Raw genomic sequence first — 21118 nt, 5'->3', positions numbered from 1 at the left:
CTGAGCGCGCGAATGGAAGAGCGCGTCGAAGGCGGTAGGCTTGTATGGAGGCAAATCCCCATACTACAAGGCCGAGAACCGATAGATAGGAAAGACTACGGTCAATCTGAATTCAGCTGCACTACACTGCCAAGAAAAGCTTCTAACGAGAAGACGTCCGCCCGTACCAAAACCGACACAGGTAGGCGGGGAGAGAATCCTAAGGTGCGCGGGAAAACCCTCGTTAAGGAACTCGGCAAAATGCATCCGTAACTTCGGGAAAAGGATGGCCGTTGATGGTGAAGGTGTTTACCACCGGAGCTGTTGACGGCGGCAGAAAAGAGGCCCAAGCGACTGTTTACCACAAACACAGGTGCCTGCGAAAGCGCAAGCTGAAGTATAGGTGCTGACGCCTGCCCGGTGCAGGAAGGTTAAGGAGAGTTGTTAGCCCTTGAGGTGAAGCAGCGAACTGAAGCCCCTGTAAACGGCGGCCGTAACTATAACGGTCCTAAGGTAGCGAAATTCCTTGTCGGGTAAGTTCCGACCCGCACGAAAGGCGTAACGATTTGGGCACTGTCTCAACGAGGGACCCGGTGAAATTGAAATACCTGTGAAGATGCAGGTTACCCGCGACTGGACAGAAAGACCCCATGGAGCTTTACTGCAGCTTGGCATTGGTCTTTGGCATATGACGTACAGGATAGCCGGGAGACTGGGAGACCTACTCGCTAGAGTAGGAGGAGTCACCGTTGGGATACCGGCCTTCATATGCTAAGGATCTAACCGGAACATTAACAGTGTTCGGGACAGTACCAGGCGGGCAGTTTGACTGGGGCGGTCGCCTCCGAAAGAGCAACGGAGGCGTCCAAAGGTTCCCTCAGCGCGGACAGAAATCGCGCGAAGAGCATAAAGGCAGAAGGGAGCTTGACTGCGAGACTGACGGGTCGAGCAGGTACGAAAGTAGGGCTTAGTGATCCGGTGGAAAGAGAGTGGAATTGCCATCGCTCAACGGATAAAAGCTACCCTGGGGATAACAGGCTAATCTCTCCCAAGAGTCCATATCGACGGGGAGGTTTGGCACCTCGATGTCGGCTCATCACATCCTGGGGCTGAAGCAGGTCCCAAGGGTTGGGCTGTTCGCCCATTAAAGTGGTACGTGAGCTGGGTTCAGAACGTCGTGAGACAGTTCGGTCCATATCCATCGCGGGCGTAAGATACATGAGGGAGGCTGCTCCTAGTACGAGAGGACCGGAGTGGACGGACCAACGGTGTACCGGTTGTCCTGCCAAGGGCACGGCCGGGTAGCTGCGTCCGGAAGGGATAAACGCTGAAAGCATCTAAGCGTGAAGCCCGTCCCGAGATGAAGTATCTCATTCCTATAAGGAAGTAAGACCCCTTGAAGAAGACAAGGTAGATAGGCTGGATGTGGAAGCACAGCAATGTGTGCAGCTGACCAGCACTAATCGGTCGAGGGCTTGACTTAAGTAGAGAGCCAAGATTGTCGGAGCATAGCGACAGACAATCTTGTGCGAATCACTTAGTCGACGTTTGCGAAGCAAATGTCGACAGTATCAAGTGAGCAAGTATTTCGCTTTAATTTGCAAGGAAGTTTCTTCTGTGAAGTTTTGAGTGAACGACAGTTTACTCTATAGAGCGCAGGTAGTGTCAGCCAATCGTCTGTGTCCTTACGGACTTGACTCTTGGGACACTTATGCGTACGACTTGTTGAGCCAATCGCATACGCCCTGATGGGCTTTGCTCTTGGAACAAGTCAGTAATGCGGTGATGATGCCTGAACGGTTCCACCTGTTCCCATTCCGAACACAGTAGTTAAGCGTTCAAAGGCCGAGGGTACTTCGTTGGAGACGACGTGGGAGAGTAGGTAGTTGCCGCAATCACTCCTCGATAGCTCAGTCGGTAGAGCGTCTGACTGTTAATCAGAATGTCACTGGTTCGAGTCCAGTTCGAGGAGCCATTTTGTATTATAGGAAGCACTGATAAATTCAGCCGCGCCATCTTGACGCATCTTTTTTGCCCGAACTGTGTCGGCAAATCCTCTACATAGCTTTGGCTATGCGTCCGGTTTGCCTCCTTGTTCGGACGAAAAAATCTACGCCAATCTGACGGACTTCATTTTATCAGCGATTCCTTTGGCGGCCTTGCCGCTTTGGATAGTTGGGGTATCGCCAAGTCGGTTAAGGCACGGGACTTTGACTCCCGCATCCGTTGGTTCGAATCCAACTACCCCAGCCAAAATATACCCTTTTTTAGCGGGTAACGTGGCGCTGATAAAGGTTCACTAGCTCAGTTGGTAGAGCATCTGACTTTTAATCAGAGGGTCCCGGGTTCGAGTCCCGGGTGAGCCACCACTTATTTCCTTTGTTATCATGACTCACTAGCTCAACTGGCAGAGCAACTGACTCTTAATCAGTAGGTTCACGGTTCGATTCCGTGGTGGGTCACCATTTTATGGGCGATTAGCTCAGCTGGGAGAGCGCTTGCCTTACAAGCAAGATGTCGGCAGTTCGATCCTGTCATCGCCCACCATAGGTACTTATCCTAATATACGGCCCGGTAGTTTAGTTGGTTAGAATGCCGCCCTGTCACGGCGGAGGTCAGGGGTTCAAGTCCCCTTCGGGTCGCCATTTTTATGCCTCGGTAGCTCAGTTGGTAGAGCAGGGGACTGAAAATCCCCGTGTCAGTGGTTCGATTCCGCTCTGAGGCACCACTTCGTATACTACAGCGTCTGCGGCGCATGCCGCTTGTGCAATGCTGCTGGCGTAGCTCAATCGGTAGAGCAGCTGACTTGTAATCAGCAGGTTGGGGGTTCAAGTCCTCTCGCCAGCTCCATGCGGGTGTAGCTCAATGGTAGAGCCCCAGCCTTCCAAGCTGGTCACGTGGGTTCGATTCCCATCACCCGCTCCATTTTGCATTTCGCCGGGGTGGCGGAACAGGCAGACGCAGGGGACTTAAAATCCCCCGATCGAAAGATCGTACCGGTTCGATTCCGGTCCTCGGCACCATAAGTAGCGAAACAAGAATGTCGGAGCGTGAGCGAACGGCAGTCTTGATTGAGTCACTTAGTCAATGATGGCGCAGCCATTGTTGACATCCACCTAATTTTATATGTCACGCGGTCGTGGCGGAATTGGCAGACGCGCTACTTTGAGGGGGTAGTGTTCACAAGACGTGTGGGTTCAAGTCCCACCGACCGCACCATCTGTTATCTCGGGCTTTGCCCACATCCTATATAGTGTCACGCGGTCGTGGCGGAATGGCAGACGCGCTAGCTTCAGGCGCTAGTGATGGCAACATCGTGGAGGTTCAAGTCCTCTCGACCGCACCATTTAACTTCATATCATGCGGTTGTGGCGGAATTGGCAGACGCGCTACTTTGAGGGGGTAGTGTTCACAAGACGTATGGGTTCAAGTCCCATCAACCGCACCATTTGAAACACTGTCGCTGCAGGAAACTACAGCGATTTTTTTGTGTTCGCTTTATGGATTTCATAGGGAAATATAGCTATAATAGGGAAGGATATTTTTGTGAAGGAGGAGTGATGATGACGCTGCTGCGGCTGCTCGTGTTTCTTGTATTGCTCTTGCTGCCTGTGCGCACGTTTGCCGCACCGCGTGATCTGCCGTCGCTCTACTTCGTGTGTGCGGCGGCATCGGAGGCAGCGTATGCGGGAGAGCTGCCGGAGCTGCTCCGTGCACGGCTCGTCGCTGCGGGCTGGCAGATCGAGTCGTATGAGACAGAGGGACATCGAGGAACGGTCGGCCGTTTCTTTCATATGGTGCGGACGGATGAGGATGGAGCTGAGACGCATCTTGTTGCGTTCCCTGGGACGGAGCGCGGGAGCGATGTGTGGACAGATCTGAGGCTTGGGCGCGTGCCGTTCGGCGGCAGTTCGCCCGCAGAGTTTTTAGCGCTGCGCGATGCGCCGGTGACGGAGCGCAGCGAGACGCCGCTCGTGCATCGCGGCTTCCTTGACTACACGCAGGCGGCTCTCTTTACGGATGTGCTGCCCGCGTACGGGAACCGTACGGCGGGCGAGGTGCTGGCGGCGGAGCTGCGTGCACATCCCTCGATGCGGGTCTATCTGACGGGGCACAGTCTCGGCGGGGCAGCGGCGGTACTTACGGCGGCGCGGCTTGCGGATATGGGCGTTTCGCCCACACAGCTTGTGGTGACGACGTTCGGCGCCCCTGCAGTTGGGAATGCGGCGTTTGCGCGCCGCTATGAGGGGCGGTTTAATCTGCACCGTGTGGTGATGCGCGGCGATCCGATGAAGGATGTGCTTGCCGCGCCGCTCGGCTTTCGGCACTTCGGGGAGCGGGTGGCATGGTCGCCCGCGTGGTCTGCGGCGAAGTTTCCGCACGCGATGATTGTCTACGTGGATGCGGCGATTCGTCAGCTCTACGATGCGTACGGCGGGGACAATGCTTTTCTCTTTTTGATGGGTCAGCCGAAGCGTACGGAGGGGCGGACGCTCTACGTCACGCCGATTGAGACGGAGCTTGACGATACGCTCACGGAGGATGCGCCCTATATGATGGCGGTGCTGCGTGATGCGCTCCATGTGCAGAATGCGGCTGCGGTGTTTGCGGCAGGGGAAGGAGGGCTCTCGGCTGAGGGGCTTCTCAGCGGTCTGGACGGTCATCTCTCGGCAGCGCGTGAGGTCGGTGCAGAGGAGATGGTTGCCTATCGGATTACGGGGGTACGGGAGCGCACGGCGCGTGAGACGTACCGCCTGACATTGGAGCGTGCGATCTATGATATGGACGGGAATCTGATTGCGGCAACATCCCGTTCGGCACGTACAGGCACGCTGACGCCGATTGAGACGGTGTTGTATCTGTTCGCGCAGGACTAAGGGAAGGACGAAACTATGATCGCAGAGGATCTGTGGCGGCTGTTCGATATCATCGGGACGCTCGCCTTTGCCGTATCGGGAGCGCTTGTGGGTCTGTCGCGGCGCATGGATATCTTCGGCATTTCGGTGCTTGCGCTCGCGACGGCGGTGGGCGGCGGTATGGTGCGTGACCTCCTCGTGGGACTGACGCCGCCGATGGCACTGCGCGATACGACCAATTTCCTGCTCTCGGTGGGCGTGGCGCTCGCGACCTCCTTCCTCTATCAGTGGACGGCGCTCCATCGGATGCGGCGGCAGCGTCTGCTCACGATGTTCAACATCTCGGATACGATCGGGCTTGCCGCCTTTACGATCACAGGCGCGCTCACGGGGGTGCGGTTTGGCGGGGAGGACAGCTACGTCCTGCCGATCCTGCTCGCGGCGACGACGGCAGTCGGGGGGGGTATGATCCGTGATGTGCTCGCGCAGCGGATGCCTGTCGTGCTCTATGCCGAGGTCTATGCGGCGGCATCGCTCGTCGGTGCGTTCGTGTTCTGTACGCTGCGCTTTACACTCGGTGTGGAGGCGGACTCATGGCTCGCGTTCGCGCTCGTGCTCGTGATCCGCTTCGCCGCGATTCACTGGAACTGGAGCCTCTATCACCCACGGCCGCCGCGGCGGTATCGGGATGGGAGGACGGAGGAATAACAGGGCGCCTTTGCGGCGCTCTTTTTGCTCTGCTGAATTTTCCTACTTTTGTCCTGATTGTATTTTTTTAGTCTGACTAGTATACTACATACAACTGGAGGATGGCAAACGTGCTGAAAAAAGTATCCTACAAGGATCAGGTGTATCAGTATCTGAAGGCTGCACTCATCAAAGGCGAGCTGCGGACGGGGGAGATCTACTCTGAGCAGCAGCTCGCAGACCAGCTGAATGTGTCGCGTACCCCCGTGCGTGAGGCGGTGATGCAGCTGATGCACGAAGGGATGCTTGAGGTGCGTGCAAACCGCGGCTGGACGGTGCGCCCCGTGTCCGAGGATGATCTGCGTGAGATTGTTGCGGCGCGCATCGCTGTTGAGGGCTATAGTATCCGCTGGCTGACGGCAGAGGCACCCGAGTCCGTGCGGCAGCGAACACTCGCGCTGCTGGGCGCAGTGCAGGAGAGAAGCCGTACATACATTGCGGACGATCATATGCATTACGAGTTCATGCGGCTGGATACGGAGTTTCACACGCTGCTGGTCTCGGCGACGGAGAACAGCTACCTCATCCGCATTCATGAACAGATGCGGACAAAGCTGGAGCAGGCGGTGTTTACGTCGCTGCACCACACACGTCGGCACGCACAGGCGTGGGAGGAGCACGCGGCGATTCTCTCCGCGGTCGGGCGGCGCGATGAGGCGGATGCAATGCGTACGTTCATGGTACATATGCGGGCAACGGCGCGCGTGTTTGGAGTAACACAGTAAGGTATGCCGATACGATGCACCCGCAAACGCCTCGTTACGCAAGCGGTCGTGTGCGGTTCAATCAGGAGTTCGGGCAGTGCCCGATTCTTTTATAAATTAAGTAGTATGCTACATACTGCTGGGTGGGTTCGTTATTGAACGGGAGGAATCAGCCATGAAAAATGTCGGATTTATCGGACTCGGTATTATGGGGAAACCCATGGTGCGCAATTTGCTGAAGGCGGGCTTTGCGGTCACTGCCTTTGACGTGGCGACGGACGCGGTGCAGGCGATGGCGGCGGAGGGCGCGAAGGCGGCATCGTCGGCAAAGGAGGCGGCGACGGGCGCGGACATGGTGATCACGATGGTGCCGAGCGGCCCGATCGTGCGCACGATCCTCAGCGGCGCGGACGGTGTGTTTGCGGGCGCGGCGAAGGGCACGATCATCGCGGACATGAGTTCGGTGACGCCGGTCGAATCGAAGGAGTTTGCGGCGATGGCGGCGGAACACGGCTGTTCGTTCCTCGATGCGCCGGTCAGCGGCGGTGAGCCGGGCGCCGTGGACGGCTCGCTCGCGATCATGGTCGGCGGCGACGCGGCGGTGCTCCAAGAGGCGCGTCCCGTCTTTGCGGCGATGGGCAAGACGATCACGCTCGTCGGCCCCAGCGGCAGCGGCTCGGTGACGAAGCTGGCGAATCAGGTCATCGTGAATCTCAACATCGCGGCGGTGTCGGAGGCGCTGATCCTCGCGACGAAGGCGGGCGCCGACCCGAAGAAGGTCTACGAGGCGATCCGCGGCGGCCTCGCGGGCAGCACGGTGCTCGATGCAAAGGCGCCGATGATGTACTCCCGCAACTTTAAGCCGGGCGGCCCGATCGCGATCAACCTCAAGGACATCACGAACGTCATGGATACGGCGAAGGGCATGGAGCTGCCGCTCATCCTCACAGGTGTCCTGCAGCAGATCATGCACAGCCTGAAGGCGACGGGACATCTGATGGATGATCACAGCGGCATCGTTCAGTTCTATGAGAATATCTCCGGCGTCGTCGTCAAATCCAACGAGGTGTGAGGAGAGCAGCTATGAAGGTATCGAAGGACGAACTGTTTGCAAAAATTCCCGCAGTTGACGAGGCGAAGGTCGACGCCGCGCTCAACGAGGAACGCAGGGGCTTTGACCGCAAGATCATCGTGCTCGACGATGATCCGACGGGCGTGCAGACAGTGAACGGCATCCATGTCTACACGGACTGGTCGCCTGAGAGTATCGCAGAGGGCTTTGCCGAGGGAAACGCGATGTTCTTCATCCTCACGAACTCACGCGCGTTCCAGGCGGCCGAGACGGAGGCGGAGCACCGCACGATCGCGGCGCGCGTGGCGGCGGAGTCAAAGCGGACGGGCAAGCAGTTCATGCTCATCAGCCGCAGCGACTCGACGCTGCGCGGGCACTATCCGCTTGAGACGGAGACGCTTGCTCACGCCCTTGAGGAGTCGGGCGAGCGCATCGACGGCGAGGTGCTCATGCCGTTCTTCAAGGAGGGCGGGCGGTTTACGATCGGCGACGTGCACTATGTGCAGGAGGGCGCCGATCTGACACCGGCGGGTGAGACGGAGTTCGCACGGGACAAGACGTTCGGCTACACGGCGTCGAACATGAAGGCGTACATCGAGGAGAAGACGAAGGGCGCGTTCCGTGCGGCGGATGTGGTCAGCATCTCGCTCGACGACCTGCGTGCCGTGCGCGTAGACGAGATCACGGCGCAGCTGACGGCGGTGCGGGATTTCCGCAAGGTCGTTGTGAACGCCGTGGATTATGTGGATGTGAAGGTGTTTGCGATCGCGATGATGCGCGCGATGAAGGCGGGCAAGAATTTCCTGTTCCGCACGGCAGCGGCGTGGACAAAGGTCATCGGCGGCGTTGCGGATAAACCGCTCCTCGGGCGCGATGAGCTCGTTGTAAAGGGCAACACGAACGGCGGGCTCATCATCATCGGCTCGCATGTGAAGAAGACGACGGAGCAGTTCGAGAAGCTGCGGGAACTGAGCGCGGTGAAGTTCATCGAGTTCAACCACATGTTCGTGCTCGACCCGCCAAAGCTCGCCGAGGAGCTGCGGCGCGTCATTGCGGAGGCGGAGAATGCCATCCGCAGCGGCGTGACGGTCGCGGTCTATACGGGCCGCAAGCGCTTCGATGCGGGCTCCGAGGAGGAGTCACTGCGTGTCTCCGTGCAGATCTCGGACGCGATCACGAGCATTGTGCGTCGTCTCAGCGTTCAGCCCGCGTTCCTCATCGCCAAGGGCGGCATCACCTCGAGCGATGTCGGTACGAAGGGGCTCTCCGTCCGCCGCGCACTCGTCCTCGGACAGGTCGCGCCCGGCATCCCCGTGTGGCAGACAGGCGCAGAGAGCAAATTCCCGGGCATGAGCTACATCATCTTCCCGGGCAACGTCGGCGCGGCAACGACGCTGCGCGATGTGACCGCAATGCTAGGGAACCACTGATAAATTCAGCACCATCATCTTGGCGCATCTTTTTTGCCCGCTTTTCGTTGGCAAATCCTCCACAGAGCACCACTCTGCGTCCGGTTTGCCTCCTCAATCGGACGAAAAAATCTACGCCAATCTGACAGACTTCATTTTATCAGTGGTTCCCTAGGCAAAAGCTCTGTATGTTAAGCTTGTATAAGGAGGGCTTACTGTGGAACACTTTCAGCAGTATCTTGGCGAGTTTGTAGGAACCGCCTTTTTCATGATATTGGGACTTGGAACGATTGCCAATATTTCGCTGAAGAAGTCGGGGATGTATGGCGCGGGCGGACTGATGGCGGCGTGCGGCTGGGGGCTCGGGATGGTCGCGGTAGCGGCAATCTTTGCTCCGCTCACGGGTGCGCATGTCAATCCTGCGGTGACGATCGGCTTCCTGATCGGCGGGGATTTCCCGCTCGAGATGGTGCCCGGCTACTTCATCGCGCAATTCCTAGGCGCCTATGTGGGCGCGGTCATTGTCTGGTTCGTCTGGAAGGATCACCTCGATGAGGAACCCGAGGCGGGGGCGAAGCTCGGCGTGTTTGCCACGGCACCATCGATTCGGAATCCGCTGCGCAACTGTCTCGCCGAGGCGACTGCGACGTTCAGTCTGATGTTCATCATCCTGTCGCTCTCGCATCTGCAGCCCGCGGGAGGCGTGGCGCTGTTCTTCGTGTTTGCCGGCGTGGCGGGCGGCGTCATGGCGTTCGCCGGGCTCACGGGATACGCGATCAATCCCGCGCGCGACCTTGCCCCCCGCATTGTGCACGCGATGCTGCCCATTCGCGGAAAGGGTAATTCGGATTGGAGTTATGCGTGGGTTCTGCACTAGTCAACAAAAACTGGACACAAAAACCTAAAAATTAGTCATTAGAATTGAGATACTGTACATATTCATCGAAGATGTGATACACAGAATATCCATGACCTCCATTCAAAGGACACGTATCAAGGAGCCGCACCTTCGTGCTTTGGCGCGAACTGCTCCCGATACTGCTTCGGCGTAAGGTATCCAAGGGCATATGCAGGGCGCTCCGCGTTGAAGAAGCGAATGTAGTCGGATACCTGAGCGGGGACATTCTCCGGCGAAGTAATATGGAAATCTGTAAAGAGTTCGGCCTTGATCCAACCATTAATCGCCTCCATCGCGGCATTGTCTGTCGGTGTGCCGGCTCTGGACATTGACCTGACAATGTTGTACATGGGCAGGAGTTCGTTGTAGCTCTTGGATGCGTAAACAGAGCCTTGATCGCTGTGCAGGATGAGCTTCTGATTCGGATACTGCTTCTTGAACGCAAGCACGTCCTGCAAGCCGTCGAGGTAGGTCATGCGATCGCCGCGCTTGGATGAGAGCGCGTGGGCAATGAGCTCGTCATTCCACAAATCCATATATAGTGTGAGCTCGTAGTATGTGCGCTCCACATAAAAAGCGGTCATATCACTCACCACACATTCCATGGGGCCGGTGATGTTGATTCCTGCAAGCAACAAGTTCGGATAGGTTCTGGACGGATCGCCCTCCTTCTTGTAGCTGTAATGTTTGCAAAGGCTCTTGATCCCTGCGATCTTACAGCATTTATGGGCATAGGGATCGGAAAATACGATTCCTTTGTCCAATCGGATCTTGGCATTCAGCCAGCGGTAGCCATGGGAGGGAAAGCGCCCATGGTATTCCTGAAACAATCCGATGCTCTGCACAAGCCGTTTCTTCTGTTCGGGTGGATGTTCCACGCTCTTCTTCCAGTTGTAGAAGCTGCTGCGTGGGATTCCGGTCTTTGTACAGAGCAGCCGGATGGGGAACTGTCCGGAAAGCTCCATGACTACTTGGTATTCTTCCTGCCGATAGGAATGAACGTCTTTTCCGCACCAACTCCTTCCACCAGATAACCTTTTTTTAAGCGTGCCTCTGTGATCCTTGCCATAACGAGGGCGTCGATGAGTTCTTCTTTCGTCATGGACTGGAGATCTTCCAGGCCGGTGGGAACTGGTATGGATTTGGTCTTGGCAAGACCCAAGCAGCTGCGCACACCCCTTTTCGGCGGGAGCTGGTTGGCATCCCGGTAGTGGCGCATGTAATCCCGTGCGGTCTGCTCGCTGATCCCATATTCTTCTGCTGCTTCATATCTCGTAAGCTCGCCGTCGTAGATCCGACGGCCTATGTCCAAACGTTGCTCCTTGGTGTACTTCACGTGGCAACCTCCTGTCTGCATCGGGAGATAGGCTGTCCGCTGCCTGTCATCCTGTGTACAGGATACTGCAAACAGTGTCCATTTTCTACCCCCTCTGTGTCCAGTTTTAGTTTACCACTTCAGTTCCCGTCGTCGGCCCCATGCTCGGCGGCGCAGCTGCCGGGATTCTCTATAATGTGCTGTTTCGATGGCAGATGTAAGGACGATACGTTTCTTTGGTCAGATATGAAAAGGAGGCACCCCTATGTTTATGTTTCTCTCTCATCCGCTCGATCCGAAGGATCTCGCATGGCCGGGCGAGCCTGTCGTGAAGACGAAGCAGTGCACCGATGTCTGTGAGAAGACGCCGTTTGCGAGCTTCATCACGGAGCTGCCAAATCACTGCGGTACGCATATGGATGCGCCGCGCCACTTTGTCAAGGACGGGCTGAGCATCAATCAGCTGGACATCGACTACTTCTGTCATGAGGAGGTGGCTGTGCTCGACATTCCAAAGGGACTTGCAGAGGGTGTCACGAAGGAGGATTTGGAGCCGTTTGCCGATGTCCTCAGGCACGTTTCTGCCGCGCTGATTCGCACCGGACTCGAACGGTATCGGACGGAGGAGCCGACGGTGTATCAGCACGAGGGCTCCTATATCGCGCCGAGCGCCGGGGACTACCTGACGGAGACGTTCCCGAATCTGCGCGTGATCGGGATGGACTTCCTCGCGGTCGGCTCCCCGTCGACCAAGGTGCCGGAGAGTGAGTCGCCCGTACACTGCCATCAGCATCTGCTCGGGTACCACACCGGGAAGTTCTGCACGGCAATCGAGGATATGCACCTGTCCGAGGTGCCGAAGGGGAAGAAGATCAAGCGATTCTTCAACGCGCCGCTTCGCATCGTAGGTCTTGACTCCAGTCAGGTGGTCTGCATCGCGGAAATCGAGGACTGAGACGGGACATATCAGGGGATAAGAGAGCCTCTCCTGCACAGTGGGGGAGGCTCATATAAAGGAGGCGAAATTATGCTTGGTGTACTCTTGGCAATCTTCTTTGCGGCACTGGTTTTCGTGCTGGTATCCATCATCAAATTCAAGCTGCATCCGTTCCTCGCGCTGCTGCTCGGCGGTCTGCTCATGGGCATCCTCGCGGGAATGCCGCTCGATAAGACAGCGGCGGCGATGGCGGCGGGCTTCGGCGGGACGATGCAGGGCATTGGCATCATCATCGTACTCGGCGTTGCGCTCGGTACACTGCTCCACGTGTCGGGCTGCACGAGCCAGATCGCAGCGCTGCTGCTGCGCGTGACGGGGACGCAGAACACGCCGATGGCGATCGCGCTCACGGGTTACATCGTGTCGATCCCCGTGTTTTTCGATGCGGCGTTCGTCATCCTCGTCAACCTCGTCAAGACGCTGTCGCGGCAGGGGCGTGTCCCGTTCGCGACACTCGTCACGGCGCTCGCGGTCGGCCTGATCACGACGCACGCGATGGTCATTCCGACGCCCGGCCCGATTGCTGTGGCGGCAACGATGGGCGTTAACATCGGATGGTTCCTGTTCTATGCGATCATCGCCAGTCTTGCGGGTGTTCTGGTCGGCGGCGTGATCTATGGAAAATATCTCGGGACGCGTGAGGAATACAAGAACGATTTTGCAAATGCGTTTGACGATGAACTGAGCGAGGAGGAGGAGCGCGAGAAGTCCGTCGAGACAAAGAAGCTGCCGTCCGGTGAGCTTGGCATCTTCCTGATTTTCTTCCCAATCGTCATCATTCTGACGGGCACGGTGGCAGGGATGTTCCTCGAGAAAGGGACGGCTGCGCATATGTTCTTTACCTTTATCGGCGACAAGAACATTGCGCTGCTTCTCGGACTCTTTATGGGATTCTTCTGCCTGCGCGACTACCTGACGGACTCGTTCAATGATCTCGTCAACGAGGCGTGTACACAGTCCGGCATCATTCTCGCGATTACGGGTGCGGGCGGCGCGTTCGGCAAGATCATCAACGAGACGGGCATCGGCAAGCAGCTTGTCGAGGGCATGACGGGGCTGACGGACGGCACGGGAGCGCTGATTCTCGTCGCGGCGTTCATCATCAGTCAGGTGCTCCGCGCCGCACAGGGCTCAACCACGGTCGCACTTGTGACGACGGCAGCGATTTTCGCTCCGGTGGTCACCGGGCTCGAAGGAGTGTCGCCGCTGCTTGCTGCACTCGCAATCTGCGCGGGCGGCATCGGTCTCTCGCTGCCGAACGACTCCGGGTTCTGGGTCGTCAACCGTTTCGGCAAGTTCGACGTGCCGGGTACCATGCGTGTGTGGACGGTGGGCGGAACGATCTCCGGCGTGACGGCTCTCATCGTCGTTCTGATTCTCAGCATGTTCACCACCTCGCTGCCAGGGCTGCTCTGAGGAAAGATCATTTACGAGTAAGGAGGTATTCGGATGAGGTCACTTGTACGGAAAATATTTTTACTCGTGTCAGTATTCCTGCTGAGTGCGTCGACTGTGCTTGCGGCAGAGGTGGAATACTACATGCAGAAAACGGATGTGTGGACGGCGAAGGACTTCACGTTCCACACGGGTGAGGTCTTCCCCAAGCTCCACATCGGCTACACGACGCTCGGTGATCCGAAGAATGAGGCTGTGCTCATCCTGCATGGGACGACGGGCTCGGGAGCAAGGATGCTCGGCAAGGATTTCGGCGGGGAACTGTTCCTCGACGGACAGCCGCTGGATGCACGCAACTACTACATCATCCTGCCCGATGCAATCGGGACAGGCGCGTCGAGCAAGCCGTCCGACGGCCTGCGGGCACGTTTTCCGCGCTACAACTATGATGATATGGTGTCTGCGCAGTATCGACTCGTGACAGAAGGGCTTGGCGTAAAGCACCTGCGCGTCATCATCGGCAACTCAATGGGTGGCATGCAGACGTGGCTCTGGGGCATTCACTATCCGGAGTTCATGGATGCTCTCGTACCGATGGCGTCGATGCCGATCGAGATGTCAGGGCGCAACTGGATGATGCGCAAGTTCATCAGCGAGAGCATCCGCAGAGATCCTGCGTGGCAGGACGGGAACTACACGGAGCAGCCCGCGATTACGCAGTTTACTTCCGTGTTCTACGGGCTCGGGACGAATGGCGGAAGCATGGCACTGCAGAAGCTGGCACCGACCAGCGATGCAGCGGATGAAGTCATTGCAAAGCGGCTGAGTGCTCCGTTTACCATGGATACGAACGACTTCCTGTATCAGTGGGAGTCGTCGAAAGACTACAATCCGAAAGAGCTCGAAAATATCCGTGCATACGTCCTTGCAATCAACTCCGCAGACGATGAGCGGAATCCGCCCTCGCTCGGCGTGATGGAGCGGGAACTGCCGCGCATCCAGCACGCATCGCTCTACCTTATCCCGGAAAGTGAAGAGACCGTGGGGCACGGTACGACTGCTCGGGCAAAGTGGTGGAAAGCGGCGTTTGCAGAGTTCCTGCAGACGGTTCCGGCACAGGGAGTTTCTGCTGAAAAGTGATTTTGTGTAGGATTGCGCAGAGAAAAGGAGTCGTATTGGAATGCTGGTAAATCTAAAGGAAATTCTTGCGCCCGCCTATGAAAAGCACTATGCTGTCGGCTCCTTTAACTGCTACAGCTATGAGACGTTCCGCGGCTGCATCGCGGCGGGTGAGGAGACGGGAAAGCCCGTGATCGCGGCGTTCGGGGCGGCGTATCTCAAGAATATGTCGCTTGAGACGGCGCACGCGATCGTGGCTTCACTCGCACGGGAGGTGCGCGTGCCCGTCTGCCTGCATCTCGATCACTGCAGCGACATGGATATTATCTATCGCGCGATCCAGGCGGGTTTCGGCTCGGTTATGTACGACGGCTCGATGCTCCCGTTTGCGGAGAATGTCGCAAATACGCATGCGGTCTGTCATGTCGCACACGCGTGCGGCGTCTCCGTGGAGGCGGAGCTCGGCAGTCTCGCAGTGGGCGCAGACTCGCACGAGGGGCGCACGGAGGATGTGGAGCAGTATACCGACCCTGCGGCGGCGCGGGAGTTCGTCGCGGCGACAGAGGTGGATGCGCTCGCTGTTTCGATCGGGACGGTGCACGGGCTCTACAAGGGGACACCGCACATCCGCACGGATATTCTCGCGGACATTCACCGCGCGGTGGATGTGCCGCTCGTCCTGCATGGAGGCTCCGGTACGCCGGAGGAGGATCTGCGTGCGTGCATTGCGCGCGGCATCGCCAAAATCAATGTCAATACGGAGATCTCGAGCGCGGTCGTCGCGCAGACGGCGGACCTGCTCACACGCGAGAAGCCGCACTACTCTGTCCTGTCGCTGCGGCAGGTGGACTACGTGAAGGCGGCGGTCAAGAAGTATATCGGGATGTTTGGATAGGGGGATGCCCCTTTCACCATGCTTGCATGGCCCCCTTCCCCACTCCCAACGAAAAATCCCCGCATACCGAATATTTTCGGTGTGCGGGGATTTTATACTGCGCGCGGCGGTTCTTAGTTGTGGTGGTGATCGACGCCGACCATGACGGACGTTGCCTTGATGACCGCGTACGCATCCTTGCCGACCTCAAGACCGAGCTCTTTGATGGAGTTCAGGCTGATTGTTGCGGTGACGACGTCGCCGCCCTTCAGCTCGATGCCGACGATGCCGTTGACGGCACCCTTCTCGATGGAGACAACCTTGCCCTTGAGCTGATTGCGTGCACTGAGTTTCATATGTTTCCCTCCCTTATTTTGTAGTATCTTGTATAGTATAACACAAAAACCCTGAAAAATTCGTGATAAATCTCACAAATTTCCCAGGGCTTTTCAGGAGGCTGTTCTCAGCGCAGGAATACCACGTTCGTCGCGTCGAGGAAGCCGCTCGCACTGTTCTCGAGGAGGAGGCGGTTCGCATCGTTCGCGGAGAGGACGGGGTTCGCATTGCCGTCGACGCTGACGGCACGCAGACGCAGCGGATTTGTGCCCGCGCGTGCGGCATCCGCCTCACTGCGAGCATAGGATGCCATACCGTTCTGGATGATCTTGTCACTGTCGAGGTTCTTGTAGCCGTAGATCGGACGGCCGTTCTCTGCCTTGATGACAGGGCTCATGACGGGGCGCAGACCGAGTCCCGTGCAGTCGATGATGACACCTGTGTAGCCGCCGACTGCCTGACCCGTGGGAATGATCTCGGCAGGCTGTGCTGCAGGAGCGATCGGTGTCTGTGCTGCGGGCGCAGGAGCGGCGGGCGTTTGCACTGCAGGTGCGGGAACGGAGGGCATCGTCGAGGTCTGCGGTGCCGGATGCGACGGACGAAGCGGCGCGGGCTCCGTCGGTGCAGCGGGTGCCGTCACTGCGGGTGCATCCGGACGGAGTGGATTCGGGATGACCGCAGGTGTTGTCGGGTGGAGCGGCGTAGGTGCTGTCGCTGTGCCTGCCGTATTGCCCCACGTCTGCGTGCGGTCATACGTGCCGTAGCCCGTGGTGTCGTAGGTGGTCTGCGGCGTGTAGGGGGTGTAAACGCTCGTGGGCGGTGTCCATGCCTCAGGTACCTTGTTCGGAGCAAAGATTGTGCTCGCAAGCGAGGCAGCACCGTAGACGGGCAGGTCGATGGTCACCGTGTAGGAGCCGTCACGCTGCTGTGCTTCTTCGACGATGGCGGCACCCTTGATGAGTGCACTCACATGGGTGCGGACGGTCGTGTTCACGAGCATCAGATTCTCGACGGTCGTCATGGCGTCGACGTTCACGCCGTTCACCTGTTCGGCGAGCTGGCGGTAGGCATCGCTGACCGCAGCGCGTCGGGCAAGTGCCTCTGCCTGCGGCCCACTCGTGCCGATGGGCGCGATGCCGAGGCCGACAACGCGGATGCTGCCGCCGTCCCACTTGGCCGCCGCCTCACTCGTGCCAACCGTGCAGACGGCAAGCGCGAGCATGATCACGGCGAGAGCGATGGATTTTACAACGTGCATAGATATTCCTCCTTCAGCATAGTCCCAATTCGAATATCTCAAATGAAGGATAAAACAGGATGAGAAATTCATTAGTATTTGCTAAGAAAAGTGAAAAGAGCAAAAGAATTTTGCGTTATTGCAAACGGGAATTAGTTATACTATAATGATATCAATGGTGGGATTGCTCCCGCACACATCTTGTTTTCCGATAGGAGGATATTCGATGAAGAAAAAACTTTTGGCAGCAGCACTCGGCGCGGCAATGGGGCTTGGAATGTATGCAGTGCCGGCAGATGCACACGGCGTGTTCTATGCGAACCGTCTGGATCAGAAGGCGCTCGTCCTCGGTGAGGGGCCGCTTGATAATGCCTACAGCCCCGACTGCGTGCAGCGCATTGATGCCTATGACGTGAATTTCCAGCCGACGACAGTCGAGCGCGTGGACACGGACAAGAACGTACTCATCGTGCCGAGCGATAATCTCGGCGTGACGGCGACGTTCTTTGACTACGGCTATTTTGCAAAGACGACGGACGGCAAGGTGATCCCGACGCGTGATTTCTCGGACATCGAGAATCTCAAGGCAGTGACCTATGCCTACAAGTACAATGTGCACTACTGGAACGAGGCCGTGAAGCCGGCGGGCATCTACAATGTGCCGATCCAGATTGTGCCCGAGGTGAATCCGCTGACGCTGCGCCGCGGCGATACGCTCCGTCTGCGCATCTATAAGGATGGTCAGCCGTATGCGAATGCGCCCGTGATCGCGGATGTGCTTGGCGACCTCACCAATGAGATGCAGGCAGATGCGAACGGCGAAATCTCTGTGCGCATTGCAAACAACGGGCTCAATGTCATCGGCGTTGAGGTCGGATTCCCGACGGACAATCCGATCGTGACGAAGAAGATCTTCAGCTCCCTCTCGTTCATCATCCCGGCAGAGTAAAGGCAACGTTGAAAAATAGGAAAGCGCAGCTGCGTGTGTGGCTGCGCTTTTTATTATACAATATGATACTTCTTCCACGGGATCTGGTTCAGCCGAATGCTGCTTAAAAAGTCCACGATATCCTTGCGTCCGTAGTATTGGGGCTTGCCGTCGTTTGTGAGGCTCATGAGGATGATCGGCATGCCGGGGAAGAAGCGCATGAGGGCGCGGCGGGTCTGCGTCGACTTGATGGTGTAGCGCGTGACTTCGGGGGCGACGTGGATGATGGCGAAGGTCACGCCCTTCTCAATGATGACGGCTCCCTCGATGGTCATGTGCGCACCTCCTCTCTGCGATTTGCCCATTTTAACAGAGCCGATCGCGCAATACAATATTAAATTGAAAAGACCTATTAAAATGAGGTTGCGAAAAAGGCGGGAAGCCCGTATAATATGCGATAAGGGGTATGAATCGCACAAGGGTGGATTCATAGCCATGCCTTATGATATTGACGGAAAATTCAAAACCCATTTCTCTGAATGTATACAGTTGTGGAAGGAATTTTGCTTTTTGCGTCGAATGTCGTAAAGGTACTGATATTCAACGAAGGCGGTACGCGATGTACGGCTCTGCAGTCCAAACGGAATGTGGGGGCGATTTTCTTATGTCTTTTCGGGATTGCATTGCGGGGCTGTCAGAGGAGGAATATGAGGCAGGTTTTATCGGCGTATCGGAGGCAGATTGTCCTCTCATTTGCGGCGGCAGCGCTCCTCGGGATGGGCGCGCTTCTCCTTGTGGGGGAGCTGCAGCTCGTGGGTGCTCTGCTTGCAGGTGCGGGAGCGGCGGCACTCTACTTTGCACAGATGGCGCAGCGCGTGATGCGTGCGGCGCGGCTGGGTGCGGCGGGAACGTCGCAGGTGCAGGTGGGGCTGGTGCTGATGCTAGTGCTGATTGGTGCCGTTCTATGGGCGGCGACGACAGCGGGCATGCACGAGTTCTTCGCGGCGGTGGGAGGATTCCTCCTGATGCACGCGATCATGATGGTGCAGCTGATCGTGCGGACGATACGCGCCGATAGACGGAATCGCTGAAAGGCGGTTTCGATAGGTAACTGGGGGAGACCCCCCGAGGGAGGTAGAGGTTATGCACGAAATCGGTGTTCGCGAGGCAGTGCAGATCGCCGGATTTACCTTCAATTCGCAGACCCTGGTGATGACGTGGATTTCGATGGTCGTCGTCCTCTTCATCGGCTGGCTCGCGACGCGCAACCTCAGGGTTGTGCCGACATCGAACTGGCAGATGATGATGGAGACGGTGATCGAAGCACTGCATGACCAGGTCGAGGAGAATATGGGCCCGCGCGGGCGTGGATTCCTGTCCACGTTCATCGTGTCGCTGTTCCTGTTCCTCCTCGTGTCGAATTGGATCGGTCTGATTCCGACGATGGCATCGCCGACAAACGATCTGAACACCACATTGGGACTGGCTCTGCTGGTCATTGTCATGATGCATGTGCTGGGGCTCGCGGTGAAGGGGATGCACTATGTGGCGCATTTCTTCCAGCCGGTCGCACCGTTCATCATCATCAACATTGTCGAGGAGGTCGCGAAACCGATCACGCTGTCGTTTCGTCTATTCGGCAACATTCTGGCAGGTGAAATTCTCATTCACATCCTGCTGCAGCTTCTCGGGAATGGCTCCACCATCCCCTCGGTGATCTGGCTGGCGTTCAGTGTGTTCGTCGGCATTGTGCAGGCGCTGGTCTTTACGATGCTCTCGACGGCGTACATCGGCGCTGCCATTAAGACTGATGACGGTCACTGATTTTTAAGGTTTTACGTGCGGCAAACGCACACCATCCAAGCTTTTGTTCAATTGTTTAAGGAGGATCTTTTCATGGAAAACGCAATCATGGTCGCAGGCGCTCTTATCGGTGCGGGTCTCTGCTTTGGTCTTGCCGCGATCGGCGCGGGCATCGGTGACGGTCTTGTCACGGGCCGCTTCATCGAGGGTCTGGCACGTCAGCCGGAGGCGGGCGGCGTTCTCTTTACGCGTACGCTGATCTCGGTCGGTCTGATCGAGGCGCTTGCCATCATCGGCGTCGTTTTCGGCATTATCATGCTCTATGCAAATCCGCTGATTCACTAAGAAGAATGGATACGGATTTTGCAAAGGGGGCATAGGAATTGAGCGAAATTACGCAAGGGCTGATTGATCTCAACGGGACGCTGCCTGTCCAAATCATCAACTTCCTGATTCTCGTTGCACTCCTGCGCGCAGTGGCGTATAAGCCGATCGTCCGCATGATGGATGAGCGCAGAGCCAAGATCGCCGAGAGCATCGAAAAGGCGGACGCAGATGCGGCTGCTGCCGAGGCGACGCTGAACGAGTACAAGGCACAGCTTGCCGCCGCGCGCACAAAGGCACAGGAGATTGTTGATCTCGCCGAGAAGCGCGCCAGCGAGGATCGTGAGGCGAAACTGCAGGCGACGAAGCATGAGATCGAGCAGATGAAGAAGGCTGCAGAGCTGCAGATGGAGCGCGAGCGCGCCCATGCGGTTGAGCAGCTGAAGGCTGAGGTTGTCGCCCTGTCGCTCGCTGCGGCGGGCAAGATCATCCAGAAGAATCTGGAGGCGAAGGACAACGATGCCATCATTGGCGAGTTTATCGCAAAACTCGACGCAAACAAGATTGGTGATGCGCCATGCTGAACATGGAACTTGCACGCAAGTACGCACGCGCGATCTTTGAACTTGCCTGCGAGGACAATGCACTGCAGGAATACGGCGCGGATCTCGCGAAGGTGCAGCAGCTCTATCACGACTGCCCGGAGCTGAAGGCGTATCTCTGCAACCCGAACATCCAGCCGGAGGACAAGAAGTCCCTCCTGAAGGAGGTGTTCGAGGGCGGTGTGCGCGAGACGGTGCTGAACTTCCTCCTGCTGCTCATCGACAAGCGGCGCATGATGGTGTTCGACGCGATCAGCGCGATTTTCGGACAGCTCTCGAACGAGAAGCTTGGCATCGCCGTGGCGGATGTCACGACGGTGGAGCCTCTCGCACCCGCACAGCTGCAGGAGCTGACGGCAAAGCTCGAGAGCGTCACGGGCAAGCAGGTAACTCTACGCGAGCACCGCGATCCCTCGCTCATCGGCGGCGTGGTGGTGCGCATCGGCGACCGCCGCATCGACGGCAGCATCAAGGGACGTCTCGCAGCAATGACGGCAGAGTTAATGGCGAACTAGCGGGGTGA

20 protein-coding genes, 13 tRNA genes, 2 rRNA genes and 1 pseudogene (1 of these 36 running past the window's edge) are annotated in these 21118 nt (G+C 57.5%); 31 read left to right on the top strand and 5 right to left on the bottom strand.

Features of this window, described 5'->3' with window-relative positions; all coding sequences use genetic code 11:
• The 21 genes from BCS37_RS10865 to BCS37_RS10765 all read left to right on the top strand — a co-directional run.
• Positions 1-1462, top strand: a 23S ribosomal RNA gene (locus BCS37_RS10865); it begins 1469 nt to the left of the window's first position.
• Positions 1463-1757: 295 nt separating this feature from the next.
• Positions 1758-1874, top strand: a 5S ribosomal RNA gene (gene rrf / locus BCS37_RS10860).
• 4 nt (positions 1875-1878) lie between these two features.
• Positions 1879-1954, top strand: a tRNA-Asn gene (locus BCS37_RS10855).
• 201 nt (positions 1955-2155) lie between these two features.
• A tRNA-Gln gene (locus BCS37_RS10850) sits at positions 2156-2232 on the top strand.
• A 40-nt stretch (positions 2233-2272) separates the two neighbouring features.
• A tRNA-Lys gene (locus BCS37_RS10845) sits at positions 2273-2348 on the top strand.
• Between the two features lie 20 nt (positions 2349-2368).
• Positions 2369-2444 (top strand) — tRNA-Lys (locus BCS37_RS10840).
• A gap of 6 nt (positions 2445-2450) precedes the next feature.
• Positions 2451-2526: transfer RNA gene (locus BCS37_RS10835), tRNA-Val, on the top strand.
• 21 nt (positions 2527-2547) lie between these two features.
• Positions 2548-2624, top strand: a tRNA-Asp gene (locus BCS37_RS10830).
• A gap of 7 nt (positions 2625-2631) precedes the next feature.
• Positions 2632-2707: transfer RNA gene (locus tag BCS37_RS10825), tRNA-Phe, on the top strand.
• 46 nt (positions 2708-2753) lie between these two features.
• Positions 2754-2829: transfer RNA gene (locus BCS37_RS10820), tRNA-Thr, on the top strand.
• Position 2830: 1 nt separating this feature from the next.
• Positions 2831-2904, top strand: a tRNA-Gly gene (locus BCS37_RS10815).
• A gap of 11 nt (positions 2905-2915) precedes the next feature.
• Positions 2916-3002 (top strand) — tRNA-Leu (locus BCS37_RS10810).
• Between the two features lie 110 nt (positions 3003-3112).
• Positions 3113-3198 (top strand) — tRNA-Leu (locus BCS37_RS10805).
• Between the two features lie 41 nt (positions 3199-3239).
• Positions 3240-3325: transfer RNA gene (locus BCS37_RS10800), tRNA-Leu, on the top strand.
• A 16-nt stretch (positions 3326-3341) separates the two neighbouring features.
• Positions 3342-3427: transfer RNA gene (locus BCS37_RS10795), tRNA-Leu, on the top strand.
• A 115-nt stretch (positions 3428-3542) separates the two neighbouring features.
• Positions 3543-4856 carry a lipase family protein gene (locus BCS37_RS10790; RefSeq protein ID WP_069181421.1) on the top strand — a complete coding sequence of 438 codons (1314 nt, stop codon included), beginning with the start codon at positions 3543-3545 and terminating at the stop codon, positions 4854-4856.
• Positions 4857-4871: 15 nt separating this feature from the next.
• Positions 4872-5543 carry a trimeric intracellular cation channel family protein gene (locus BCS37_RS10785; RefSeq protein ID WP_069181420.1) on the top strand — a complete coding sequence of 224 codons (672 nt, stop codon included), beginning with the start codon at positions 4872-4874 and terminating at the stop codon, positions 5541-5543.
• A gap of 101 nt (positions 5544-5644) precedes the next feature.
• Positions 5645-6307, top strand: a complete 663-nt coding sequence (locus BCS37_RS10780; protein WP_069181419.1) for a GntR family transcriptional regulator — start codon at positions 5645-5647, stop codon at positions 6305-6307.
• Between the two features lie 154 nt (positions 6308-6461).
• Complete coding sequence (gene garR, locus BCS37_RS10775) at positions 6462-7358, top strand: 2-hydroxy-3-oxopropionate reductase (RefSeq protein ID WP_069181418.1); 897 nt, start codon at positions 6462-6464, stop codon at positions 7356-7358.
• An 11-nt stretch (positions 7359-7369) separates the two neighbouring features.
• Positions 7370-8788, top strand: a complete 1419-nt coding sequence (locus tag BCS37_RS10770) for a four-carbon acid sugar kinase family protein (protein ID WP_069181417.1) — start codon at positions 7370-7372, stop codon at positions 8786-8788.
• Positions 8789-8984: 196 nt separating this feature from the next.
• Entirely contained in the window at positions 8985-9644 is a 660-nt protein-coding gene (locus BCS37_RS10765) for an MIP/aquaporin family protein (RefSeq protein WP_083205797.1), read from the top strand.
• Between the two features lie 116 nt (positions 9645-9760).
• Here BCS37_RS10765 and BCS37_RS10760 read toward each other — a convergent pair.
• Positions 9761-10669, bottom strand: a pseudogene (locus tag BCS37_RS10760) (IS3 family transposase); the annotation flags it as partial.
• Complete coding sequence (locus tag BCS37_RS10755; RefSeq protein ID WP_006696607.1) at positions 10633-11001, bottom strand: hypothetical protein; 369 nt, start codon at positions 10999-11001, stop codon at positions 10633-10635. The gene BCS37_RS10755 and the pseudogene BCS37_RS10760, both read right to left, overlap by 37 nt.
• A gap of 244 nt (positions 11002-11245) precedes the next feature.
• On the opposite strand from BCS37_RS10755, the gene BCS37_RS10750 reads away from it, so the two are divergent.
• The 4 genes from BCS37_RS10750 to BCS37_RS10735 all read left to right on the top strand — a co-directional run bounded on the left by BCS37_RS10750 (position 11246) and on the right by BCS37_RS10735 (position 15386).
• A complete protein-coding gene (locus BCS37_RS10750; RefSeq protein WP_069181416.1) occupies positions 11246-11935 on the top strand; it encodes a cyclase family protein in 690 nt (229 codons plus the stop codon).
• A gap of 72 nt (positions 11936-12007) precedes the next feature.
• On the top strand, positions 12008-13393 hold the full coding sequence (locus BCS37_RS10745; RefSeq protein WP_069181415.1) for a GntP family permease: 1386 nt from the start codon (positions 12008-12010) through the stop codon (positions 13391-13393).
• 33 nt (positions 13394-13426) lie between these two features.
• The gene (locus BCS37_RS10740) at positions 13427-14512 is read left to right on the top strand and encodes an alpha/beta fold hydrolase (RefSeq protein WP_069181414.1); all 1086 of its coding nucleotides are present in this window, start codon (positions 13427-13429) and stop codon (positions 14510-14512) included.
• Positions 14513-14552: 40 nt separating this feature from the next.
• Positions 14553-15386: a class II fructose-bisphosphate aldolase gene (locus tag BCS37_RS10735; protein ID WP_069181413.1), complete on the top strand. Its 834-nt coding sequence runs from the start codon at positions 14553-14555 to the stop codon at positions 15384-15386.
• A gap of 113 nt (positions 15387-15499) precedes the next feature.
• Here BCS37_RS10735 and BCS37_RS10730 read toward each other — a convergent pair whose 3' ends face one another.
• On the bottom strand, positions 15500-15721 hold the full coding sequence (locus BCS37_RS10730; RefSeq protein ID WP_069181412.1) for a TOBE domain-containing protein: 222 nt from the start codon (positions 15719-15721) through the stop codon (positions 15500-15502).
• Between the two features lie 107 nt (positions 15722-15828).
• Positions 15829-16959, bottom strand: a complete 1131-nt coding sequence (locus BCS37_RS10725) for an LPP20 family lipoprotein (protein ID WP_069181411.1) — start codon at positions 16957-16959, stop codon at positions 15829-15831.
• 205 nt (positions 16960-17164) lie between these two features.
• Between BCS37_RS10725 and BCS37_RS10720 the strand changes: the two genes are divergently transcribed.
• Positions 17165-17887, top strand: a complete 723-nt coding sequence (locus BCS37_RS10720) for a DUF4198 domain-containing protein (protein ID WP_069181410.1) — start codon at positions 17165-17167, stop codon at positions 17885-17887.
• Positions 17888-17940: 53 nt separating this feature from the next.
• On the opposite strand, the gene BCS37_RS10715 is transcribed toward BCS37_RS10720, so the two are convergent.
• Positions 17941-18201, bottom strand: coding sequence for a hypothetical protein (locus BCS37_RS10715; RefSeq protein ID WP_006692479.1), 261 nt, complete (start codon positions 18199-18201; stop codon positions 17941-17943).
• Positions 18202-18573: 372 nt separating this feature from the next.
• Here BCS37_RS10715 and BCS37_RS10710 point away from each other — a divergent pair, with 372 nt between their 5' ends.
• From BCS37_RS10710 to BCS37_RS10690, 5 genes are all read left to right on the top strand, one after another.
• A complete protein-coding gene (locus tag BCS37_RS10710) occupies positions 18574-18957 on the top strand; it encodes a hypothetical protein (RefSeq protein WP_069181409.1) in 384 nt (127 codons plus the stop codon).
• A gap of 52 nt (positions 18958-19009) precedes the next feature.
• Positions 19010-19690, top strand: coding sequence for a F0F1 ATP synthase subunit A (gene atpB, locus BCS37_RS10705; protein WP_009440532.1), 681 nt, complete (start codon positions 19010-19012; stop codon positions 19688-19690).
• Between the two features lie 72 nt (positions 19691-19762).
• Positions 19763-20014, top strand: coding sequence for a F0F1 ATP synthase subunit C (atpE, locus tag BCS37_RS10700; protein WP_006690454.1), 252 nt, complete (start codon positions 19763-19765; stop codon positions 20012-20014).
• Positions 20015-20052: 38 nt separating this feature from the next.
• On the top strand, positions 20053-20577 hold the full coding sequence (gene atpF / locus BCS37_RS10695; protein WP_069181408.1) for a F0F1 ATP synthase subunit B: 525 nt from the start codon (positions 20053-20055) through the stop codon (positions 20575-20577).
• Positions 20571-21110, top strand: a complete 540-nt coding sequence (locus BCS37_RS10690; RefSeq protein ID WP_009440528.1) for a F0F1 ATP synthase subunit delta — start codon at positions 20571-20573, stop codon at positions 21108-21110. The genes atpF and BCS37_RS10690 overlap by 7 nt, the downstream gene beginning before the upstream one ends.
• Positions 21111-21118: the final 8 nt, after the last annotated feature.

This window comes from Selenomonas sp. oral taxon 920, from assembly GCF_001717585.1.
GTDB lineage: Bacteria > Bacillota > Negativicutes > Selenomonadales > Selenomonadaceae > Centipeda.
Note: the sequence above shows the minus strand (reverse complement) of the source record. Positions and strands in the feature narration are given on the sequence as shown.

What these genes read in the sequence shown, in the direction of transcription:
- BCS37_RS10790 (WP_069181421.1), top strand. Translation starts at nt 3,543, where the DNA reads ATGACGCTGCTGCGGCTGCTCGTGTTTCTTGTATTGCTCTTGCTGCCT.
- BCS37_RS10785 (WP_069181420.1), top strand. Translation starts at nt 4,872, where the DNA reads ATGATCGCAGAGGATCTGTGGCGGCTGTTCGATATCATCGGGACGCTC.
- BCS37_RS10780 (WP_069181419.1), top strand. Translation starts at nt 5,645, where the DNA reads ATGGCAAACGTGCTGAAAAAAGTATCCTACAAGGATCAGGTGTATCAG.
- garR (WP_069181418.1), top strand. Translation starts at nt 6,462, where the DNA reads ATGAAAAATGTCGGATTTATCGGACTCGGTATTATGGGGAAACCCATG.
- BCS37_RS10770 (WP_069181417.1), top strand. Translation starts at nt 7,370, where the DNA reads ATGAAGGTATCGAAGGACGAACTGTTTGCAAAAATTCCCGCAGTTGAC.
- BCS37_RS10750 (WP_069181416.1), top strand. Translation starts at nt 11,246, where the DNA reads ATGTTTATGTTTCTCTCTCATCCGCTCGATCCGAAGGATCTCGCATGG.
- BCS37_RS10745 (WP_069181415.1), top strand. Translation starts at nt 12,008, where the DNA reads ATGCTTGGTGTACTCTTGGCAATCTTCTTTGCGGCACTGGTTTTCGTG.
- BCS37_RS10740 (WP_069181414.1), top strand. Translation starts at nt 13,427, where the DNA reads ATGAGGTCACTTGTACGGAAAATATTTTTACTCGTGTCAGTATTCCTG.
- BCS37_RS10735 (WP_069181413.1), top strand. Translation starts at nt 14,553, where the DNA reads ATGCTGGTAAATCTAAAGGAAATTCTTGCGCCCGCCTATGAAAAGCAC.
- BCS37_RS10730 (WP_069181412.1), bottom strand. Translation starts at nt 15,721, where the DNA reads ATGAAACTCAGTGCACGCAATCAGCTCAAGGGCAAGGTTGTCTCCATC.
- BCS37_RS10725 (WP_069181411.1), bottom strand. Translation starts at nt 16,959, where the DNA reads ATGCACGTTGTAAAATCCATCGCTCTCGCCGTGATCATGCTCGCGCTT.
- BCS37_RS10720 (WP_069181410.1), top strand. Translation starts at nt 17,165, where the DNA reads ATGAAGAAAAAACTTTTGGCAGCAGCACTCGGCGCGGCAATGGGGCTT.
- BCS37_RS10715 (WP_006692479.1), bottom strand. Translation starts at nt 18,201, where the DNA reads ATGACCATCGAGGGAGCCGTCATCATTGAGAAGGGCGTGACCTTCGCC.
- BCS37_RS10710 (WP_069181409.1), top strand. Translation starts at nt 18,574, where the DNA reads ATGAGGCAGGTTTTATCGGCGTATCGGAGGCAGATTGTCCTCTCATTT.
- atpB (WP_009440532.1), top strand. Translation starts at nt 19,010, where the DNA reads ATGCACGAAATCGGTGTTCGCGAGGCAGTGCAGATCGCCGGATTTACC.
- atpE (WP_006690454.1), top strand. Translation starts at nt 19,763, where the DNA reads ATGGAAAACGCAATCATGGTCGCAGGCGCTCTTATCGGTGCGGGTCTC.
- BCS37_RS10690 (WP_009440528.1), top strand. Translation starts at nt 20,571, where the DNA reads ATGCTGAACATGGAACTTGCACGCAAGTACGCACGCGCGATCTTTGAA.